This is a genomic window from Salinicola rhizosphaerae, from assembly GCF_014652715.1.
Lineage (GTDB): Bacteria > Pseudomonadota > Gammaproteobacteria > Pseudomonadales > Halomonadaceae > Salinicola > Salinicola rhizosphaerae.
In genome coordinates this window covers 154,209-169,742 of record NZ_BMZI01000005.1, presented here as the reverse complement: position 1 = coordinate 169,742, position 15,534 = coordinate 154,209, and the positions used below count along the sequence as shown (strand labels likewise).

At 63.6% G+C, this 15,534-nt stretch carries 13 protein-coding genes; 2 read left to right on the top strand and 11 right to left on the bottom strand.

The genetic code is table 11. The features are described 5' to 3' along the window. The 4 genes from IE125_RS12150 to IE125_RS12135 all read right to left on the bottom strand — a co-directional run bounded on the left by IE125_RS12150 (position 1) and on the right by IE125_RS12135 (position 2,954). Complete coding sequence (locus IE125_RS12150; RefSeq protein ID WP_189444950.1) at positions 1 to 270, bottom strand: DksA/TraR family C4-type zinc finger protein; 270 nt, start codon at positions 268 to 270, stop codon at positions 1 to 3. Between the two features lie 17 nt (positions 271 to 287). Continuing rightward, positions 288 to 791: a universal stress protein gene (locus IE125_RS12145; protein WP_189444949.1), complete on the bottom strand. Its 504-nt coding sequence runs from the start codon at positions 789 to 791 to the stop codon at positions 288 to 290. 110 nt (positions 792 to 901) lie between these two features. Beyond that, positions 902 to 1,987, bottom strand: coding sequence for a L,D-transpeptidase (locus tag IE125_RS12140; RefSeq protein WP_189444948.1), 1,086 nt, complete (start codon positions 1,985 to 1,987; stop codon positions 902 to 904). A 145-nt stretch (positions 1,988 to 2,132) separates the two neighbouring features. Beyond that, positions 2,133 to 2,954 (bottom strand): murein L,D-transpeptidase catalytic domain family protein, encoded by an 822-nt coding sequence (locus IE125_RS12135; RefSeq protein WP_229809079.1) that lies wholly within the window; start codon positions 2,952 to 2,954, stop codon positions 2,133 to 2,135. 155 nt (positions 2,955 to 3,109) lie between these two features. Between IE125_RS12135 and IE125_RS12130 the strand changes: the two genes are divergently transcribed. After that, a complete protein-coding gene (locus IE125_RS12130; RefSeq protein WP_189444947.1) occupies positions 3,110 to 4,582 on the top strand; it encodes a carbon starvation CstA family protein in 1,473 nt (490 codons plus the stop codon). A 141-nt stretch (positions 4,583 to 4,723) separates the two neighbouring features. On the opposite strand, the gene IE125_RS12125 is transcribed toward IE125_RS12130, so the two are convergent. From IE125_RS12125 to IE125_RS12115, 3 genes are all read right to left on the bottom strand, one after another. Then, positions 4,724 to 6,961, bottom strand: coding sequence for an NADP-dependent isocitrate dehydrogenase (locus IE125_RS12125; protein WP_189444946.1), 2,238 nt, complete (start codon positions 6,959 to 6,961; stop codon positions 4,724 to 4,726). A 230-nt stretch (positions 6,962 to 7,191) separates the two neighbouring features. Then, positions 7,192 to 8,262: a lactonase family protein gene (locus tag IE125_RS12120; RefSeq protein WP_189444945.1), complete on the bottom strand. Its 1,071-nt coding sequence runs from the start codon at positions 8,260 to 8,262 to the stop codon at positions 7,192 to 7,194. A gap of 90 nt (positions 8,263 to 8,352) precedes the next feature. Further along, positions 8,353 to 9,363, bottom strand: coding sequence for a DNA topoisomerase IB (locus IE125_RS12115; protein ID WP_189444944.1), 1,011 nt, complete (start codon positions 9,361 to 9,363; stop codon positions 8,353 to 8,355). 96 nt (positions 9,364 to 9,459) lie between these two features. Here IE125_RS12115 and IE125_RS12110 point away from each other — a divergent pair, with 96 nt between their 5' ends. Next, complete coding sequence (locus tag IE125_RS12110) at positions 9,460 to 10,704, top strand: DUF2254 domain-containing protein (protein WP_189444943.1); 1,245 nt, start codon at positions 9,460 to 9,462, stop codon at positions 10,702 to 10,704. Between the two features lie 114 nt (positions 10,705 to 10,818). On the opposite strand, the gene efeO (IE125_RS12105) is transcribed toward IE125_RS12110, so the two are convergent. The 4 genes from efeO (IE125_RS12105) to efeU form a co-directional block, all read right to left on the bottom strand. Continuing rightward, the gene (gene efeO, locus IE125_RS12105) at positions 10,819 to 11,658 is read right to left on the bottom strand and encodes an iron uptake system protein EfeO (RefSeq protein WP_189444942.1); all 840 of its coding nucleotides are present in this window, start codon (positions 11,656 to 11,658) and stop codon (positions 10,819 to 10,821) included. A 122-nt stretch (positions 11,659 to 11,780) separates the two neighbouring features. Continuing rightward, complete coding sequence (efeB, locus tag IE125_RS12100; protein ID WP_229809078.1) at positions 11,781 to 13,118, bottom strand: iron uptake transporter deferrochelatase/peroxidase subunit; 1,338 nt, start codon at positions 13,116 to 13,118, stop codon at positions 11,781 to 11,783. Positions 13,119 to 13,173: 55 nt separating this feature from the next. Further along, positions 13,174 to 14,394: an iron uptake system protein EfeO gene (efeO, locus tag IE125_RS12095; RefSeq protein WP_189444940.1), complete on the bottom strand. Its 1,221-nt coding sequence runs from the start codon at positions 14,392 to 14,394 to the stop codon at positions 13,174 to 13,176. After that, a complete protein-coding gene (gene efeU, locus IE125_RS12090; protein WP_189444939.1) occupies positions 14,391 to 15,251 on the bottom strand; it encodes an iron uptake transporter permease EfeU in 861 nt (286 codons plus the stop codon). Before efeU ends, efeO (IE125_RS12095) begins: the two co-directional genes overlap by 4 nt. Positions 15,252 to 15,534: the final 283 nt, after the last annotated feature.

Sequence of the window (15,534 nt, the reverse complement as noted above, 5' to 3'; positions counted from 1 at the left end):
TCAGCGAAGTTGACTGTCCTTGCTGCCGCGCCGGTTGTAGCCGGCGTGATGCCCTTGGCGTTTGTCCTCGAGCGCCTGGCACTGGATGCAGAGTCTCACGCCGGGAACCGCTTCTCGGCGTGCCTGGGGGATCGGCGCCTCGCACGCTTCGCAGTGGCTCAGACTGGGCCCGTTTCGTTTGAGTCGCTCTCTGGCTTCCTGGATGCCGTCCTCGACCGTACTGTCGATCTGATCCTGGACGGCACCATCCTTTGCCCATCCGCTTGCCATGGCGATTTCTCCCGTCGTCAATCGAAGTCGACGAATTCGTGTGGTGCGTGGGTTGCATGACGCGTCGGCGTCTCGTGCACGCAGATTACGCGGCAATTGGCAACGTGCGTCACCTTGTGCGAGACGCTGCCGATCATCAGGCCCTTGAACTGTCCGAGCCCGCGGCTGCCCATGACGATCGCATCGACACCTAGTCTCTCGGCTTCGTCGACGATCACCCGCGCTGGGCTGCCCTGCTTGATCAGCGTATCGAATTCGCCGTTGTAGCCCGGAAACGAGGGCAGCGTGTCGAGAGCGGCGTCGAGCAGGGCTTTTCCTTCGCGGGCGGCGGTTTCGACCGACGCGGCCTTGATGGCTGCCTCGACGCTCAGCATCTCGCCACGATGGAGCTGCGGGTACGGGTCGCGCACGTTGAGCAGGTAGAGCTTGCCCTGAACCGGAGCGGCGAGCTGGCACGCCACGTTGAGGGCGACATGGGAATCGGCGGAACCGTCGATGGGAACGAGCAGAGATTGGAACATGGTCACCTCCCAGCTGGTCGAGCGTTCAGAGAATGATCATCGAGCTGTCAACTTATGCCAGCGTGATCGCGCGCGCCAGTCACCGAATGTCGCAGAGAGGCTGCGCCGCGTTACTCGGTAAGGATGTCGTCCAGCCAGCTGTGCGGTGCCGCGCTGTCGATAACGCGCAGATGTTCGCCGCTGGTCTGCGTCGAGAAGTGCGCGTCGGTCGCGACCAGCACGGTGCCTGGGGTCAGCAGGGGTAGTGCGCGGGCCTTGAAACCATCCGGCACTCTCACCTGATTGACGACCTCGGCGGGGACACGTTGGCCTGAGGCTTCCCGGTAACCGGGAACGCCGATGGCGATCCAGTTCGGCATCTTCGGCGATGTCTCGGTGGCCGGTGCCGAAGAGGGCGTGTAGTGGCCGGCGTTAGCGGCATCGCTTGCCACGATGTAGGCGCGGGTACCGGAAATCCTGCCCGGCTCTGCCAGCTCGACGCGCGAGCGGCCGATTTCGTGGCCGTTGCGGTAGACCACCAGCAGGCGATCGCTGCGGCTCAAGACGAGTGAGACGGGGCCGTCGGTCGGCGCGTCTTCCGACCAGCGCCACGCACTGCCGTCGGCGAGCCTCGGGATGTCGAGATCGGCGCCGGTCGTTGCATCGATCGGGCTGAGCGGCCCGGGGTGAACGACGGAGATCGGTGCCTTGTCCGCCTGGGAGACGACGACCGTCATACCGAGATTGGAGGCGTCGAACAGCAGCCGCGCGAACTCCGTCGGAAGATGAACGCAGCCATGAGACTCCGGGTAGCCGGGCAGGCCGCCCGCATGCAGAGCGATACCATCCCAGGTCAGGCGCTGCTGATAGGGCATCGGCGCGTTGCCGTAAAGATTCGAGTGGTGGTCCTTGTCCTTCTGCAGCACGGTAAAGACGCCGGTTGGCGTTTCGTAGCCGGGACGACCGGTACTGACCGTGGTGACGCCAATCAGAATGCCATTGCGATAGACGTAGGCTCGTTGCTCGGTCAGGCTGACGATGACCGCCATCGGGCCGCCTCGTTTGTCGTCACCGCCCCAGATCCACGCGCCCGGCGCGAGATCGACCAGTGGCGTGTCGACCGGACGAGACTGCTTCTCCCCCCAGAACGGCGCGGCCTGAACGGTCGAGGAGAGGAGTAGAGCGACAAGGGCGATGATGGCGCCGCGGTTCCACATGACGACACTCCTGTTGGACGACGGTCCGTGATCTCTCTCAAGCGTGAGTCAGCGATTGCGGTAGCGCAACCCGGTGAGGTTATCGGTCAGCCGGTCCCGACGATCCGATCGCGAGGCACCGATGTCGAGGCGCTGTCGGCCGCCGTCAGCGTGACCCCAGCAGTCTTGCGTCACCACCGGTCTGTTCGACTTTGGCAAGACCACACTGCGTCAGTGCTGAACGGGTCAACCAGTCCCGTGCCGGATAGTAAGAGAAGACGAACTGACCGTTCTTGAGTGACTCGATGACGTCGCCGGCGATCCCCGGTCGGAGCGCTGGACAGCCCCAGCTGCGCCCGAGACGGCCCTGGCGTTCGCCAAGAGCCGGATTCACGTAGTCCGCGCCGTGAATCACGATCGCCCGGCTCATCGCCGCATCGTTGAAACCTGGCTCGAGGCCATCCAGTCGCAGGGACTCTCCATGCTTGCCTTCATAGGTCTGGCGAGTCACGAAGAGTCCCAGACTCGAAGCGTGCGAGCCTTCTTCGTTGGAAAATCGATCCGGTACGTTGCCACCCGACCCCTGACCGTGAGCGACAACCTCGTGAAAAAGCAACGTTCCCCGCTCAAGGTCGAATACCCAGAGTCTCGGCGTCAGTGAAGAGCGGCTGTAGTCGATGATCGCGAGACGCTTGGCGTCTTCGGCGACGCCGTGAAGTTGCGCACACTGCATGGTTGCCAGGCCGAGGGCGAGCACTTCGGGGTCGGCATCCGGGGCCAGGCGCGTCAGCGTGTCGGCAGAGGTCAAAGTGCCGGTATCGACGCGCGCCATCATGCCGGCAGTGTGAGGCTCGGCGGCGGCCCCCTGAAGGGATGACAGGGCGGTCGTCAAAGCGATCAGCCAGACGGCGATGGAGTTTTTCATCATGCGGCAGAAGGGCAGGTGTCGGGAAAGGCCAAGAATGCGTGAGCGGTGCCTGACAGACAAGCGGATTTACCGTGATGTTGCCACTAAAGTCTAGCTGTAATCGATTAGCGACATTCGTAAATTAGCGCCTGAATGACGAAGCTGCGGCCTTGATCGGTCGAGTGACGTTCCCGTCGAACGCTCAAAAGGCGTTTCTTCTGTTTCAGGGACCCAAAATGATCACATTCATCGCATCGATCCTGCTGCTGATAGCAGGCTACTTCACGTACGGAAAATTCGTGGAACGGGTCTTCGTGACCGACCGCAAGCGGCGTACGCCGGCGTTCACCATGCGTGACGACATCGACTACGTGCCGATGAACACCACACGCAATTCGCTGATCCAGCTGCTCAATATTGCCGGTGTCGGCCCGATATTCGGCCCCATTCTTGGTGCGCTTTACGGCCCCGTCGCGTTCTTCTGGATCGTGATCGGCTGCATCTTCGCGGGCGCCGTGCATGACTACCTGACCGGGATGATCTCGATTCGCAACCACGGCGCGCATCTGCCGCAGCTAGCGGGCAAGTTCCTCGGCAAGGCGATGAAACACGTGGTCAACGGGTTTGCCATTCTGCTTTTGCTGCTGGTTGGTACCGTCTTCGTGACCTCGCCCGCGGCCTTGCTCGCCAACATGACGCCGATTTCGCTGACGCTGATCACGCTGGTGATCTTCGCCTACTATCTGCTGGCGACGCTACTGCCGATCGATAAGGTCATCGGCCGAATCTACCCTTACTTCGGTGCACTGCTGTTGTTCAGTGCGCTCGGCGTCGGCCTCGGTCTGATCTTTACCGGCGCGCCGATTCCGGAACTGTCGTTCCAGAACATGCACCCTGAAGGTGCCCCGATCTTCCCGCTGCTCTTCTTGACCATCTCCTGCGGGGCGCTCTCCGGCTTCCACGCCACGCAGACGCCGATCATCTCGCGCACCACCGAGAACGAGGGTAATGGGCGCAAGATCTTCTACGGCATGATGATCACCGAAGGCGTCATCGCGATGATCTGGGCGGCGGCCGCGATGAGCCTGTTCCACGGTGACCACACGCTCTCCGACGTGCTGGCGGCGGGTGGCCCGGCGGCGGTAGTCAGCGAAGTCTCGACCACGATGCTCGGGGCGATTGGCGGCACGCTGGCAATCCTCGGTGTCATCGTGCTGCCGATCACATCGGGCGACACGGCGTTCCGCAGTGCGCGCATGATCATCGCCGACTATCTGAAGATCGACCAGCGCCCGCTGGTAAGGCGTCTGCTGATTGCGGCACCGCTGTTCGTGGTGTCGTATGCGCTGACGCACATGGACTTCACCCTGCTGTGGCGCTACTTCTCCTGGGCGAACCAGACGACGGCTGTCATCGCGCTGTGGGTCGCGACCATGTATCTCGTTCTCTCGCGCAAGCCGTACCTGATCACGCTGATTCCGGCGCTGTTCATGACCATGGCGACCTTCACCTATCTGGCGTATGCGCCGATCGGCTTCGGCCTGACGCTGCAGGTGAGCTATGTGGTTGCCGCCATCGGCACGCTGATCTGCATTGCGCTGTTCATGAAGCGCGTGCGCCGATTGAGCGGCGGCATCTTCGCGGTCGACGAGCCGGAAGTGCCGGCGGCCTTCGGTGGCAAGTCGAACTCGTCACTCGCGACGAGCTGAGGCACTTTTGCCCGATGATCCAACGGGGTCACCGGGCAGCAATACAAACGGGCCCGTGCCATTGGCACGGGCCCGTTTCTTTCAGGCTACTTTGAACGCTCCAGCCCGGAGAGCCGGTACCCGGCGGTACCGGCGCTCCGATCAAGAGGCCTTGTAGAGCTTCTCGAGTGCGGCGTTCAGCGTCTGGCTCGGGCGCATGGCGTCGCTCGCCAGCTTGCCGTTAGGATGGAAGTAACCCTGGATATCGACCGGCTTGCCCTGCACGCCATTGAGTTCGTCGACGATCGTCTTCTCGCTTTTCTCCAGCGTGCCGGCGATCTCTTCGAACAGCGACTTCAGCTCCGCGTCGTCGGTCTGGGCGGCGAGCTGCTTGGCCCAGTAGAGCGCCAGGTAGAAGTGGCTGCCGCGGTTGTCGAGTTCGCCGACCTTGCGCTTGGGCGACTTGTCGCTGTCGAGGAACTCGCCGTTGGCGCGGTCGAGCGTCGCCGAGAGGATCTTGGCGCGGGCGTTGTCGAAGGTGCTGCCGAGGTGTTCGAGCGAGGCCGCCAGTGCGAGGAATTCGCCCAGCGAATCCCAGCGCAGGTGGTTTTCCTCGAGGAACTGCTGCACGTGCTTCGGCGCGGAGCCACCGGCGCCGGTCTCGAAAAGGCCGCCACCGTTCATCAAGGGCACGATGGAGAGCATCTTGGCGCTGGTGCCGAGCTCCATGATCGGGAACAGGTCGGTCAGGTAGTCGCGCAGCACGTTGCCGGTAACCGAGATGGTGTCTTCGCCTTTACGGATACGCTCGAGCGAGACCTTCATTGCCTCGACCGGCGCCAGGATGCGGATATCCAGGCCGCTGGTGTCGTGATCCTTGAGATAGGTCTCGACCTTCTCGATCAGCTGGGCATCGTGAGCGCGGTTGGCATCCAGCCAGAACAGAGCGGGTGCGCCGCTGTCGCGAGCCCGCGTGACGGCGAGCTTGACCCAATCGGCGATCGGCGCGTCCTTGGTCTGGCACATGCGCCAGATATCGCCGGCTTCGACGTCGTGGCTGAACAGCGTCTGACCGTTCTCGTCGGTGACGACTACGGTGCCATCGGCCGGCATCTGGAACGTCTTGTCATGGGAGCCGTACTCTTCGGCCTTCTGCGCCATCAGGCCGACGTTGGGCACGCTGCCCATGGTGGTCGGATCGAAGGCGCCGTGCTGCTTGCAGTCCTCGATCACGGTCTGATAGATGGTCGCGTAGCAGCGGTCCGGAATCACCGCCTTGGTGTCGTGAAGCGCGTCATCGGCCCCCCACATCTTGCCGGAGTCGCGAATCATCGCCGGCATGGAAGCGTCGATAATGACGTCGGACGGCACGTGCAGGTTGGTGATGCCCTTGTGCGAGTTGACCATCGCCATCGGCGGGCGCTCCTTGTAGAGCGCGTCGATGTCGGACTTGATCGCGTCCTGCTGCTCGGTCGGCAGTTTCTCGATCGCGCTGTAGAGATCGCCGATGCCGCTGTTGGGGTTGAAGCCAGCCAGCTTCAGCGCCTCGGCGTGCTTCTCGAGTGCCTCCTTGTAGAACTCCTCGACCACCATGCCGAACATGATCGGGTCGGAGACCTTCATCATCGTGGCCTTCAGGTGCAGCGAGAAGAGCACGTTACGCTTCTTGGCATCCTTGATCTCGCTGTCGATGAAGTTGCGCAGCTGGCGACTGCTCATGCGCGCGGCGTCGATGACTTCGCCCGCCTGAACGGCCAGGCCATCCTTGAGCACGATTTCGGTGCCGTCTTTCTGCTTCAGCGCGATCTTGAGCTTGCCGGCCTTGGCCAGGGTCGCGGACTGTTCGCTGCCGTAGAAGTCGCCCTCGCTCATGTGGGCGACATGAGAGGCGGAGTCGCTGGCCCACTCACCCATGCGGTGCGGGTACTTTCTGGCGTAGTTCTTGACCGACTTCGGCGCGCGGCGATCGGAGTTGCCCTCGCGCAGCACCGGGTTGACCGCGCTGCCCTTGGCCTTGTCGTAGGCCGCCTTGACTGCCTTTTCCTTGTCGTCCTTCGGCTCGTCCGGGTAATCCGGCAGCGGATAGCCCTGGCTTTGCAGCTCCTTGATGGTGGCCTTCAACTGCGGCCCGGAGGCGCTGATGTTGGGCAGCTTGATGATGTTGGCTTCCGGCGTCTTGGCGAGCTCGCCGAGCTCTGCCAGGTCGTCGCTGACGCGCTGCTCATCGCTCAGTGCGTCTGGAAACTGGGCCAGCACGCGGGCGGCCAGCGAGATGTCTCGCGTTTCGACGCTGATGCCGGCGGTCCCGGTGAAGGCTTCGATGATCGGCAATAGAGAGTAGGTGGCCAGTGCAGGCGCTTCGTCGGTGAGCGTGTAGATGATCTTGGGCGTATTGGACATGTCTGTTCGTTGACCTCTCTTTAGCGATTGCACGAATGTGGCGGTGGCGCGGATTTCGCGAGCGACTCGGCAGCGTCATTCGACCGCTGTCACAAGTTGTCGACAACTTGGAACGGGCCAAGAGTATAACAGCGCGCGGTGTCACGCGCATTCAAAGGGCTTTTGACTGCCATTAAAGGGCTGTGGGCTGCCATTCAAGGGCTTTGGACTGCCATCAAAGAGCCTGGGTGTCAGTCGAAGGCCACGATCTCGACCCAGTTGGCCTTGGCACCCACCGGGGCCTCGCTCAGGTGCTCGAGTGTGCCGCTCGCCGGATCGATGGCGTACAGGATCAGGTGATCGCTGCGCTCGCCAACGGCCACCAGGTAGCGCCCAGTGGGGTCGATCTCGAAACCACGCGGCTGTTTCACCGTCGGCTGACTGGCGATGAATTCGAGCTGGCCGGAGTCGGGATCGACTCGCAGCGTGCTCAAGGTGCTGCTGGTGCGCTCGGAAACGTAGAGATGGCGTCCATCGGGCGTGATATGGATATCAGCCGCCCAGATGCGCTGCGTGTCATCGCCCGCCGGGATGTTCTCCTGCGGCATGCCGGGAGCCAGCGCCATCGAATCGGGCAGCGCGCTGCAGACGGCGACATGGCTCAGGGTGCCGCTCTCGGCATCCAGGGCGAAAGTCGTCACGCTGCCGCTGAATTCGCCGAGCACGAAAACGAAACGGCCGTTGGGCGCGAACACGAAGTGGCGAGGACCGGAGCCGGATTCGACGTCGACCAGGGGAGGGTCGTTCGGCGTCAACGTGCCGTCCTCGAAGCGGTACTGCGCCAGCGTGTCGTCGCCGAGGTGGGTGGCGAAAACGTACCGGTTGTCGGGTGTGGCGGCGATGGCGTGAGCGCTCTTGCCGGAGGGAAGCGTCTCCAGCGCGTCACCGACGACGCCGTGCTCGTCGATGGGGCTCGTGCTGACGACGCTGCCGCCGTAGGACGCCGCGAGCAGGTAGCGACCGCTGCGATCGGTTTCGATATAGGCCATGCTGCCCTCGAGCGCGCCACTACTAAGCTCGCTCAGCGTGCCGTCGGGCTCGATGCGAAAACTCAGCGCTCGCAGCGGTTCGCTGCGCACGCCGGCGTAAAGGAAGCGACGATCCGGACTCAGCGCCAGCGGCATCACGTTCTCAGCCGCTGGCGTCGTCGCCATCGGCACCAGCCGCTGAGCCTGTCGATCGAGGCCATAGCTGCCGATGGTGCCGTCCCCGGCGTTGGTGACGTAGACGACGGTATCGAATGTCGTGTCGGCGTGGCTCATGGGGCGATCCCTGACAGTGGAAAATGACCTTCTCTTTTAGCATCTGCTTACTTGCGGCGTCGATTACCGTTACGTCGAGCGGGATAGCGTTCAACGTTCCGATTTCAGACGACTACGCAGCAGGCCGAGTATGGCACGCTCGTCCGGCCCGATGAGCTCGTCGTCCTGCTCGAGCTTCGTTTCCACCAGCTTGCGAAAGTGCTCGAGGGTGCGGCCGTCGAGGTAATTCTCGACCACCCGTGGGTCGATGTAGCTGGCCTTGGCGATGCTCGGGGTGTTGCCGAGCATCTTGGCGACGCGCTCGACCGCTTCTCGCACGTTCTTCTCGCTCGTCTTGTCGTCCTCGCCCGGGCCGAGCTCTTCGAGCGCCAGCGCGGCGATGGAAGTGCCGGCCCAGGTGCGGAAGTCCTTGGCACTGAAGCGTTCGCCCATGACGTCATGGATGTAGTCGTTGAGGTCGTGACTGTCGACGTGCACCTTGTTCCCGTCATCGTCGAAATACTTGAAGATCTCGTAGCCGGGAATGTCATCGAGCTCGGCGACGATCCTGGCCAGCCGCTCATCTTCGACCACGCGGTGCTGCTGCTGCCCGCTCTTGCCCTGATAGTCGAAGATCAGCTCGTCACCCTCGATGGTCAGGTGCTTCGAGCGCATGGTGGTCAAGCCGTAGGATTCGTTCTCGTCGCGATAGCGCTCACTGCCCGGGCGGAAGTAAGCGCTATCGATCAGTCGCACCATGCAGGCCAGCACCTTCTCACGCGGCATGCCGTCGAGCGCGAGATGCTGGCCAGTGGTGCGCCGCATCGGCGTCAGCCGCTGGGCGAACTCGACGATACGGTCGAACTTGAGTACCTCGCGCTTTTCCCGCCATTCGGCGTTGTAGACGTACTGCTTGCGTCCGGCGCTGTCACGGCCGGTGGCGTGGATATGGTGCTGCTTGTCGAGCACGATCTCGACGTCGCGCCAGGCCGGTGGAATCGCCAGCGTCGCGATCCAGTCGCGCCAGGACTTGTCGGTCAGCGTCTTGCCGCTGGCCGTACGATAGGTGAATCCCTTGCCGCAGCGATGGCGCGTCACGCGCCGGGCGGATCTGGTGGTCATGGCAAACTCCTTTTGCCGAACCGGTCTCTCAATTGGCGCAACAAGCATAGTTCAGCGCCTAGACTAAGGCCCGAGCACTTCATAAAAGGATTTGGCATGACAGGACGTCTTCACTGGCTGTGGCAGCGGCTGCACCGCTCGCTGTGGTATCGCGCCACGCTCTACTCGCTGGCCGGCATGGTGACGGCGCTGGTCGCATGGCTCGCCACGCCGTGGCTGGAGGTGCCCAGTGCGATCAGTGTCGGCGCCAGCGCCGTCGACAGCATTCTCAACATCATGGCGTCGAGCATGCTGGCGGTGACGACGTTCTCGCTCAGCGCGATGGTCACCTCCTATGGGTCCGCCACCAGCAACGTCAGCCCGCGCGCCAACATCCTGTTGATCGAAGACCGCGTGACCCAGAACACGTTGGCCACGTTTATCGGCGCCTTCCTGTTCAGTCTCGTCGGTATCATCGCGCTGGCGGCAGGTATCTATGACGAGGACGGACGCTCGCTGCTGTTCGCGGTGACGATCGTGGTCGTCGTTCTGGTGGTCTATCAGCTGATCAAATGGGCAGGCTACCTGACCCGGCTCGGGCGCGTGCGCGACACCATCGACAAGGTCGAGACGGCCGCGCGGCAGGCGCTGGAGCAGCGCATGGAAAACCCCTATCTCGGCGGCAGTGCAATGCCGGAGTCGCTGCCGGTCAACCTGAAGTCGGTGCCGTCCGAGCAGATCGGCTACGTGCAGCATGTCGATATGCCAAGGCTTTCGTCGCTGGCCGAGTCCGACGCCCAGGCCATCTACGTCCAGGTGCTGCCGGGCAGCTTCGTTCACGCTGGCAGCGTACTGGCGCTCACCGCCGGTCTGGACGACGAGCGCGCGGAGGCGATTGCAGAGGCCTTTACCATCGGGCCGTCGCGACATTTCGAGCAGGATCCGCGTTTCGGCATCATCGTGCTGGCCGAAGTGGCTTCCAAGGCGCTCTCTCCCGGCATCAACGACCCCGGTACGGCGATCGATATCATCGGTTGCGGCGTGCGCGTGCTGACGCCGTGGCTGCGTCATGCGGCCGGCGGAATCGACGAAGCCGTTCCCGCCGCCGAGCATGTCTACGTCGAGCCGCTCGAAAGCGAGGATCTGTTCGAGGACTTCTTCACGCCGATTGCGCGTGACGGTGCCTCGACGGTGGAGATCGGCATCCGCCTGCAGAAGGCGCTGGTGGCGCTGGCCGCGGTGAGTGACGAGCGGACCCGCGAGTTGATCAGGGCGCATCAGGCGCTGATCGGGGCACGCTTCGAGGCAGGGCTCGAGATGGCGGTGGATCTGCGTCGCTTGAACACAGTCGAGCGGGTCTAGGCGGCAACGCAAGCGCGAGTCACGGAGAGGTGACCGGCGCCAGCGGTGCCGGTCTCCGGCAGAATCGTTCGACGGCCGGCACGGTTCATCAGGCGCCGGGCAGGCCAGACCTCGTCAGTCGAGGCCCAACAGGCCACGCAGGGTCGAGAGATCCTCGGCGAGAACGGTAACGGGCCCGGTCAGCGCACGGCGGTCGCTGTCGCTGACTTCGTCGTAGGACTCGAACCCGGACTGCGGGTCATCGGCGTCGAGGCGATAATCGGCCAGGGTCGAATCGACCGCGGCAAAGTTCTGTTCGACGCGGGAGACGAACGCCTGATCTTCCTGGGCTGCGAGTGGCTTGAAGAGCTCGAATATCTCCTTGGCGCCATCCACGTTGGCCTGGAAGTCCCACAGATCGGTGCGGCTGTAGCGGTCCTCTTCACCCGATACCTTGGTCGCGGCGACTTCTTCCATCAGCGCCGCGGCACCACCGACGACCGAGGAGGGCGGGAAGGTCAAATCCTGGACCCGGCTGTCGAGATCGTTGACGTCGCTCATCAGGCGCTCGGCGAATGGTTTCAGACCGTCGGTGGTCTGTTCGTGGAAGAGGCCGTACTCGAGCCGGTGGAAGCCGGTGAAGTCGGGATCGTCGACACCGTTTTCGTAGTCGTCCTCACGTGCATCGATGCTGGCATCCAGATCGGCGAACAGCTCGGCGATCGGTTCGATCCGCTCGTAATAGATGCGGGTCGGTGCGTAGAGCGCCTGCGCCTCCTGAAGATCGCCGGCTTCGACCGCCTGCGTGAAGGCCTTGGTGTGGCTGACGAACTGGTCGAGGTTGTCGAGCACATAGAGCTTGTAGTCGGCGATGGGCCCGACCAGAGATTCCGGTGCCACGGCAGCCTGTGCGGTGGCGCCCAGGGTGAGCAGGCTCAAGGCGCCTGCGGCGATGCACTGTCGATAGGTTGTCATAAGATGCTCCTTTTAATGATCCACTAGCCAATCTTGATGATTCACTAGCCAATCAGCGGTCTTTCCGCGGCGCTCTGAAGGTCGAGCGCTCTTCTGTGCTTACGTCGGTATGGGACGCATCTTCAAACGGCCGCTGCCAGCAGGCTGCGGCCGAGATAGTCGTTTTCGTCTCGCACGCCGGGAAGCACGAAGAAGTAGCCGCCGCCCACGGGCTTGATGTACTCCTCCAGCGGTTCCCCGTCGAGACGGCGCTGAACGCTGATGAAACCGGCTTCGAGATCGGCCTGGAAGCAAAGAAACAGCAGCCCCATGTCGAGCTGGCCGTTGCGTTCGACGCCATTCGAGTAGTTGAACGGGCGGCGCAGGATGCGGCTCTTCTCTGTCGCGGCAGTGCGCGGGTTGGCCAGACGAATATGCGCATCCAGCGGCGTCACGTCGCCGTCCGGATCGGTAGCGTAGTCGGGCAGATCCTGCTCGCTGCCGCCCGCCAGCGGCGAGCCGCTCATCTTGCGGCGGCCGAAGATGGCCTCCTGCTCCTGCAGCGGGGTGCGATCCCAGCGCTCGACGAAATTGCGGATGATGCGCGCCGCCAGGTAGGTGCCGCCGCTGGCCCAGGCCGGTTCTCCGTGAGAGCTACCCACCCAGACCAGTTCGTTCATCAGGGCTTGATCATCACCGCTCGGGTTGGCGGAGCCGTCGCGAAAACCGAGAAAGTTGCGGGCACTGCCATCGACAGCGCCGGGGGAGGGGGGAAGCAGCGGCACCGTGCCCTCCTGCTTCCAGCGCACCACCAGCAGCCCCGGCGTGTTCTTGATGATGTCGCGCAGCGCGTGATAGGCGGTATCGAGCGTATTGGCACATATCTGGATTGCCAGATCGCCGTGGCAGCGGTCGGCGTCGAGCGCATCGTTGGGAAAGCCTTCCATCCGCTGAAGGTGGCGAGGGCGCAGGTTTGTCAGACCGAAGCGCTCATCGAAGAATGAATCGCCGACGGCGAGGGTCATCGTCAGCCCATCGGGCGGCACAACCGGGCCGAGCGTGCCGGAGTCGGGCGGCGGGTAGCGGGGATCGCGGGTCGGCACGGCGCCGCCTTGGGTCAGAAAGGCGATCCGCTCGTTCAACGTTCGAAACAGCCGATCGAGGCTCTCGCGGTCGCGCGCGAGTACATCGAACGCGACCAGCATGCCGGAAGCGGGGCGCGGTGTGACGACACCCTGCTGGTGAACGCCGTGAAACGGATAGCGCAGCTGGGCGTCCTGCATCTGCGGGGTGCTGGTCACCTCCTTGCCGTGACTGACCGGCGCATCGGCCCGCGCAGGGCAGAGCCCGCTCAAGCCGGCCATTCCAGCGCCCAGGCCGGTCATGCCGGCCGTCTTGAGAAAGCGGCGACGGTCGGCTTCGGGGGCCTCGACGGCGGCGTCTGACCTCGAGGCGCTTGAGTTCGAGGCGTCAGATTTCAAGAAAGGGCAGCGCCAGAAAGCGTTCGATGATGACATGAGAGAACCGGTACCTTGATTATCCTTGTTGCGTCAGCGCGGCATTGACGTCGGCGAGCGAATCCGCGAGCGCCTGCGTCTCTTTCAGCAACACAGAAGGGTTCAGCAGCACAGCAGGGGCGGCGCCCGCCGGGGGGCTGTCTCCAGGAGGTTCTGCGGCGCCAGCGGAGGACGGCAGACGCTGCTCGAGCGTGGCGAGAGACGACTGCAGTGACGTGAGCGTCTCGGGCGACTGGCTTGCCAGCAGCGGTGAAAGCAGCGTAACGACCTTGTGCGCGCCCTCGGTCAATGCTTTGAGGTCGGCAAGGTCCTGCGTCGTCAGCACCGTGGCACCGCGTTGTCGATCGCTCCAGGCACCAAGCACCCGCGCCGTGCCGTCGGCAAGCTGGCTGGCCGGAACCGCGGTGGCGTCCAGGCGGGTCTTCAACGCTGCGGCATCCGTCACCAATTGATCGGCGATGGGGGCGAGGTCGACAGTGCTGCCATGGTCGAAAAGTCCGATGGCGAGGCGATGAAAACCCGCGAAGTCCGGATCTTGATCACGTCTGGCAAAATCCTCGGCGCGCGCGTTGAGGCGCTGGTCTAGATCGCTGAACAGCCCGATCGGCATGGCGAGATGCATGTCCGCGCGTCTGGCCGCGTCATAGGCAGCCTTGGCCCGTTCAAGATCGCCGCTGTCGATCGCTGCCGCCAATGCCTTGGCGCCAGCCTGAAGCTTGCGCAGCTCGAGCGTGGTATAGACGCGATACTCTGCCAGCGGCCCGATGAATGCCGTTTTCGACAGCGGCGTCGGTGGTGCGCCATTGTCGCTGGCCACGACCTTGAGTTCGCCGTGCGGATTGCTCAGCAGGCCGCAGGTGATCGCGTAGGTACCGGCGGCGAGATCGACCGTCAGCGGCTGGCGCAGGCCAGGTGCAATATTCTCGCGCTCGGCCAGCACCATGACGCCGTCGATGATCTCCCACTCCACGGCGCGGTTCGATTGGTTCACGACCGTGAAGGTGCGCCGTCCGGCCGGCACCTCGAGCTGCGCGGGTTCGCAACCGCTGGCGGTCACATTGACCACGGTGCCCGCCTTCGTCGCTTTTCCTCCCGTCGATCCGGCATGTTCGAGCGACAGCGCAAAGGTGGCGAGTCCGGCGAGCATCGTCAGGCCGGAGAGCGCGACACCGAGCCGGAGCAGGCCGGGCGGGGGCGCGCTCGCAGCGGGCGCCTGGTTGGGCATCGTGGCTTGGCTCATGGCTGGCTCGCCGAAGATGCCGGCGATGCTGCCCTTGCCGCGGCGGAAGGGCGGGATAACGCCCGCGGTCGCAGTAGCCAGTAGGCGAAAGCGAGATAGCCGAGGTAGCAAACCACCTCGCTAACCGTGGGCGCCGGCTGGTAGCCGAAGATTCCCGAGAACAGTGACCCCAGCGTGGAGTCGAGCGGCAGGCGATCGCTGACATCGAAGACGATCTGCTGAGCGTGATTCCATATCCCCGCTTCGTGCAGCGCACGCACCGAACCGGCCAGAAGACCGGCGGCGACCAGCAGAATGAAGAGCCCGGTCGCGCGGAAAAAGTGCGCGAGCGGCAGCTTCAGGCTGCCTCGGTAGAGCGCGATTCCCACCGCCACGGCAACCGCGAGTCCGAGCAGGGCGCCGAGGGGGGCGTGGGCGCTCTGGCTCTGCTGGAACACGGCCAGCAGAAAGAAGATCGACTCCAGCCCCTCGCGCGCGACGGCGAGAAAGACCATGCCGATCAAGGCATAAGTGTGGCGGCGTCCGCTATGAAAAGCGCGCTCGACGGCGTCGTTCAGCTCTGCGCGCATGCCGCTGGCGGCTCGGCGCATCCAGAGCACCATCCAGGTCAGCACGCCGACGGCCAGCAACCCGACGACGGCTTCGAATAGCTCTTGTTGGCGCTGGGGGAACTCGGCGCTGGCGAACTGCAGGCCGGCGCCAACGAAAAGGGCGAGAGCGCCCGCCAGGAAAATACCGATCCAGATGGCGGGTATCCATGCCTGACGGCCGCTCTGGTGAAGATAGCTGGCGATGATCCCGACGACGAGCGCGGCCTCGAGACCCTCTCTGAGCATGATGAGAAATGGGATGAGCATGTCTGGCCCGACTGCGGCCGGCACAGGAAATGGAGTGTGGTCTACAACGCCGGCTCGAAGCAAGGAATGATACGAGTTTTTATTCTCATTTGGGAGCTATTTTTATCCATATGGCACCAATGCGACCCCCTGGATACGTATTGCAAGAATTCTGTTCCAAAAGCGACATCGGGCTATTCAGCGGCGTTGACGTTGTCGCGCAGAGATAAAAAGACATGCGCCCATGCGCCACAGGGATTAGAGTCGGGTCAAGGCCGAAACGCTCAAGGAAAGCCGACTATAC

Coding starts and splice junctions, on each gene's coding strand:
- IE125_RS12150 (WP_189444950.1), bottom strand. CDS start 270: ATGGCAAGCGGATGGGCAAAGGATGGTGCCGTCCAGGATCAGATCGAC.
- IE125_RS12145 (WP_189444949.1), bottom strand. CDS start 791: ATGTTCCAATCTCTGCTCGTTCCCATCGACGGTTCCGCCGATTCCCAT.
- IE125_RS12140 (WP_189444948.1), bottom strand. CDS start 1,987: ATGTGGAACCGCGGCGCCATCATCGCCCTTGTCGCTCTACTCCTCTCC.
- IE125_RS12130 (WP_189444947.1), top strand. CDS start 3,110: ATGATCACATTCATCGCATCGATCCTGCTGCTGATAGCAGGCTACTTC.
- IE125_RS12125 (WP_189444946.1), bottom strand. CDS start 6,961: ATGTCCAATACGCCCAAGATCATCTACACGCTCACCGACGAAGCGCCT.
- IE125_RS12120 (WP_189444945.1), bottom strand. CDS start 8,262: ATGAGCCACGCCGACACGACATTCGATACCGTCGTCTACGTCACCAAC.
- IE125_RS12115 (WP_189444944.1), bottom strand. CDS start 9,363: ATGACCACCAGATCCGCCCGGCGCGTGACGCGCCATCGCTGCGGCAAG.
- IE125_RS12110 (WP_189444943.1), top strand. CDS start 9,460: ATGACAGGACGTCTTCACTGGCTGTGGCAGCGGCTGCACCGCTCGCTG.
- efeO (WP_189444942.1), bottom strand. CDS start 11,658: ATGACAACCTATCGACAGTGCATCGCCGCAGGCGCCTTGAGCCTGCTC.
- efeO (WP_189444940.1), bottom strand. CDS start 14,394: ATGAGCCAAGCCACGATGCCCAACCAGGCGCCCGCTGCGAGCGCGCCC.
- efeU (WP_189444939.1), bottom strand. CDS start 15,251: ATGCTCATCCCATTTCTCATCATGCTCAGAGAGGGTCTCGAGGCCGCG.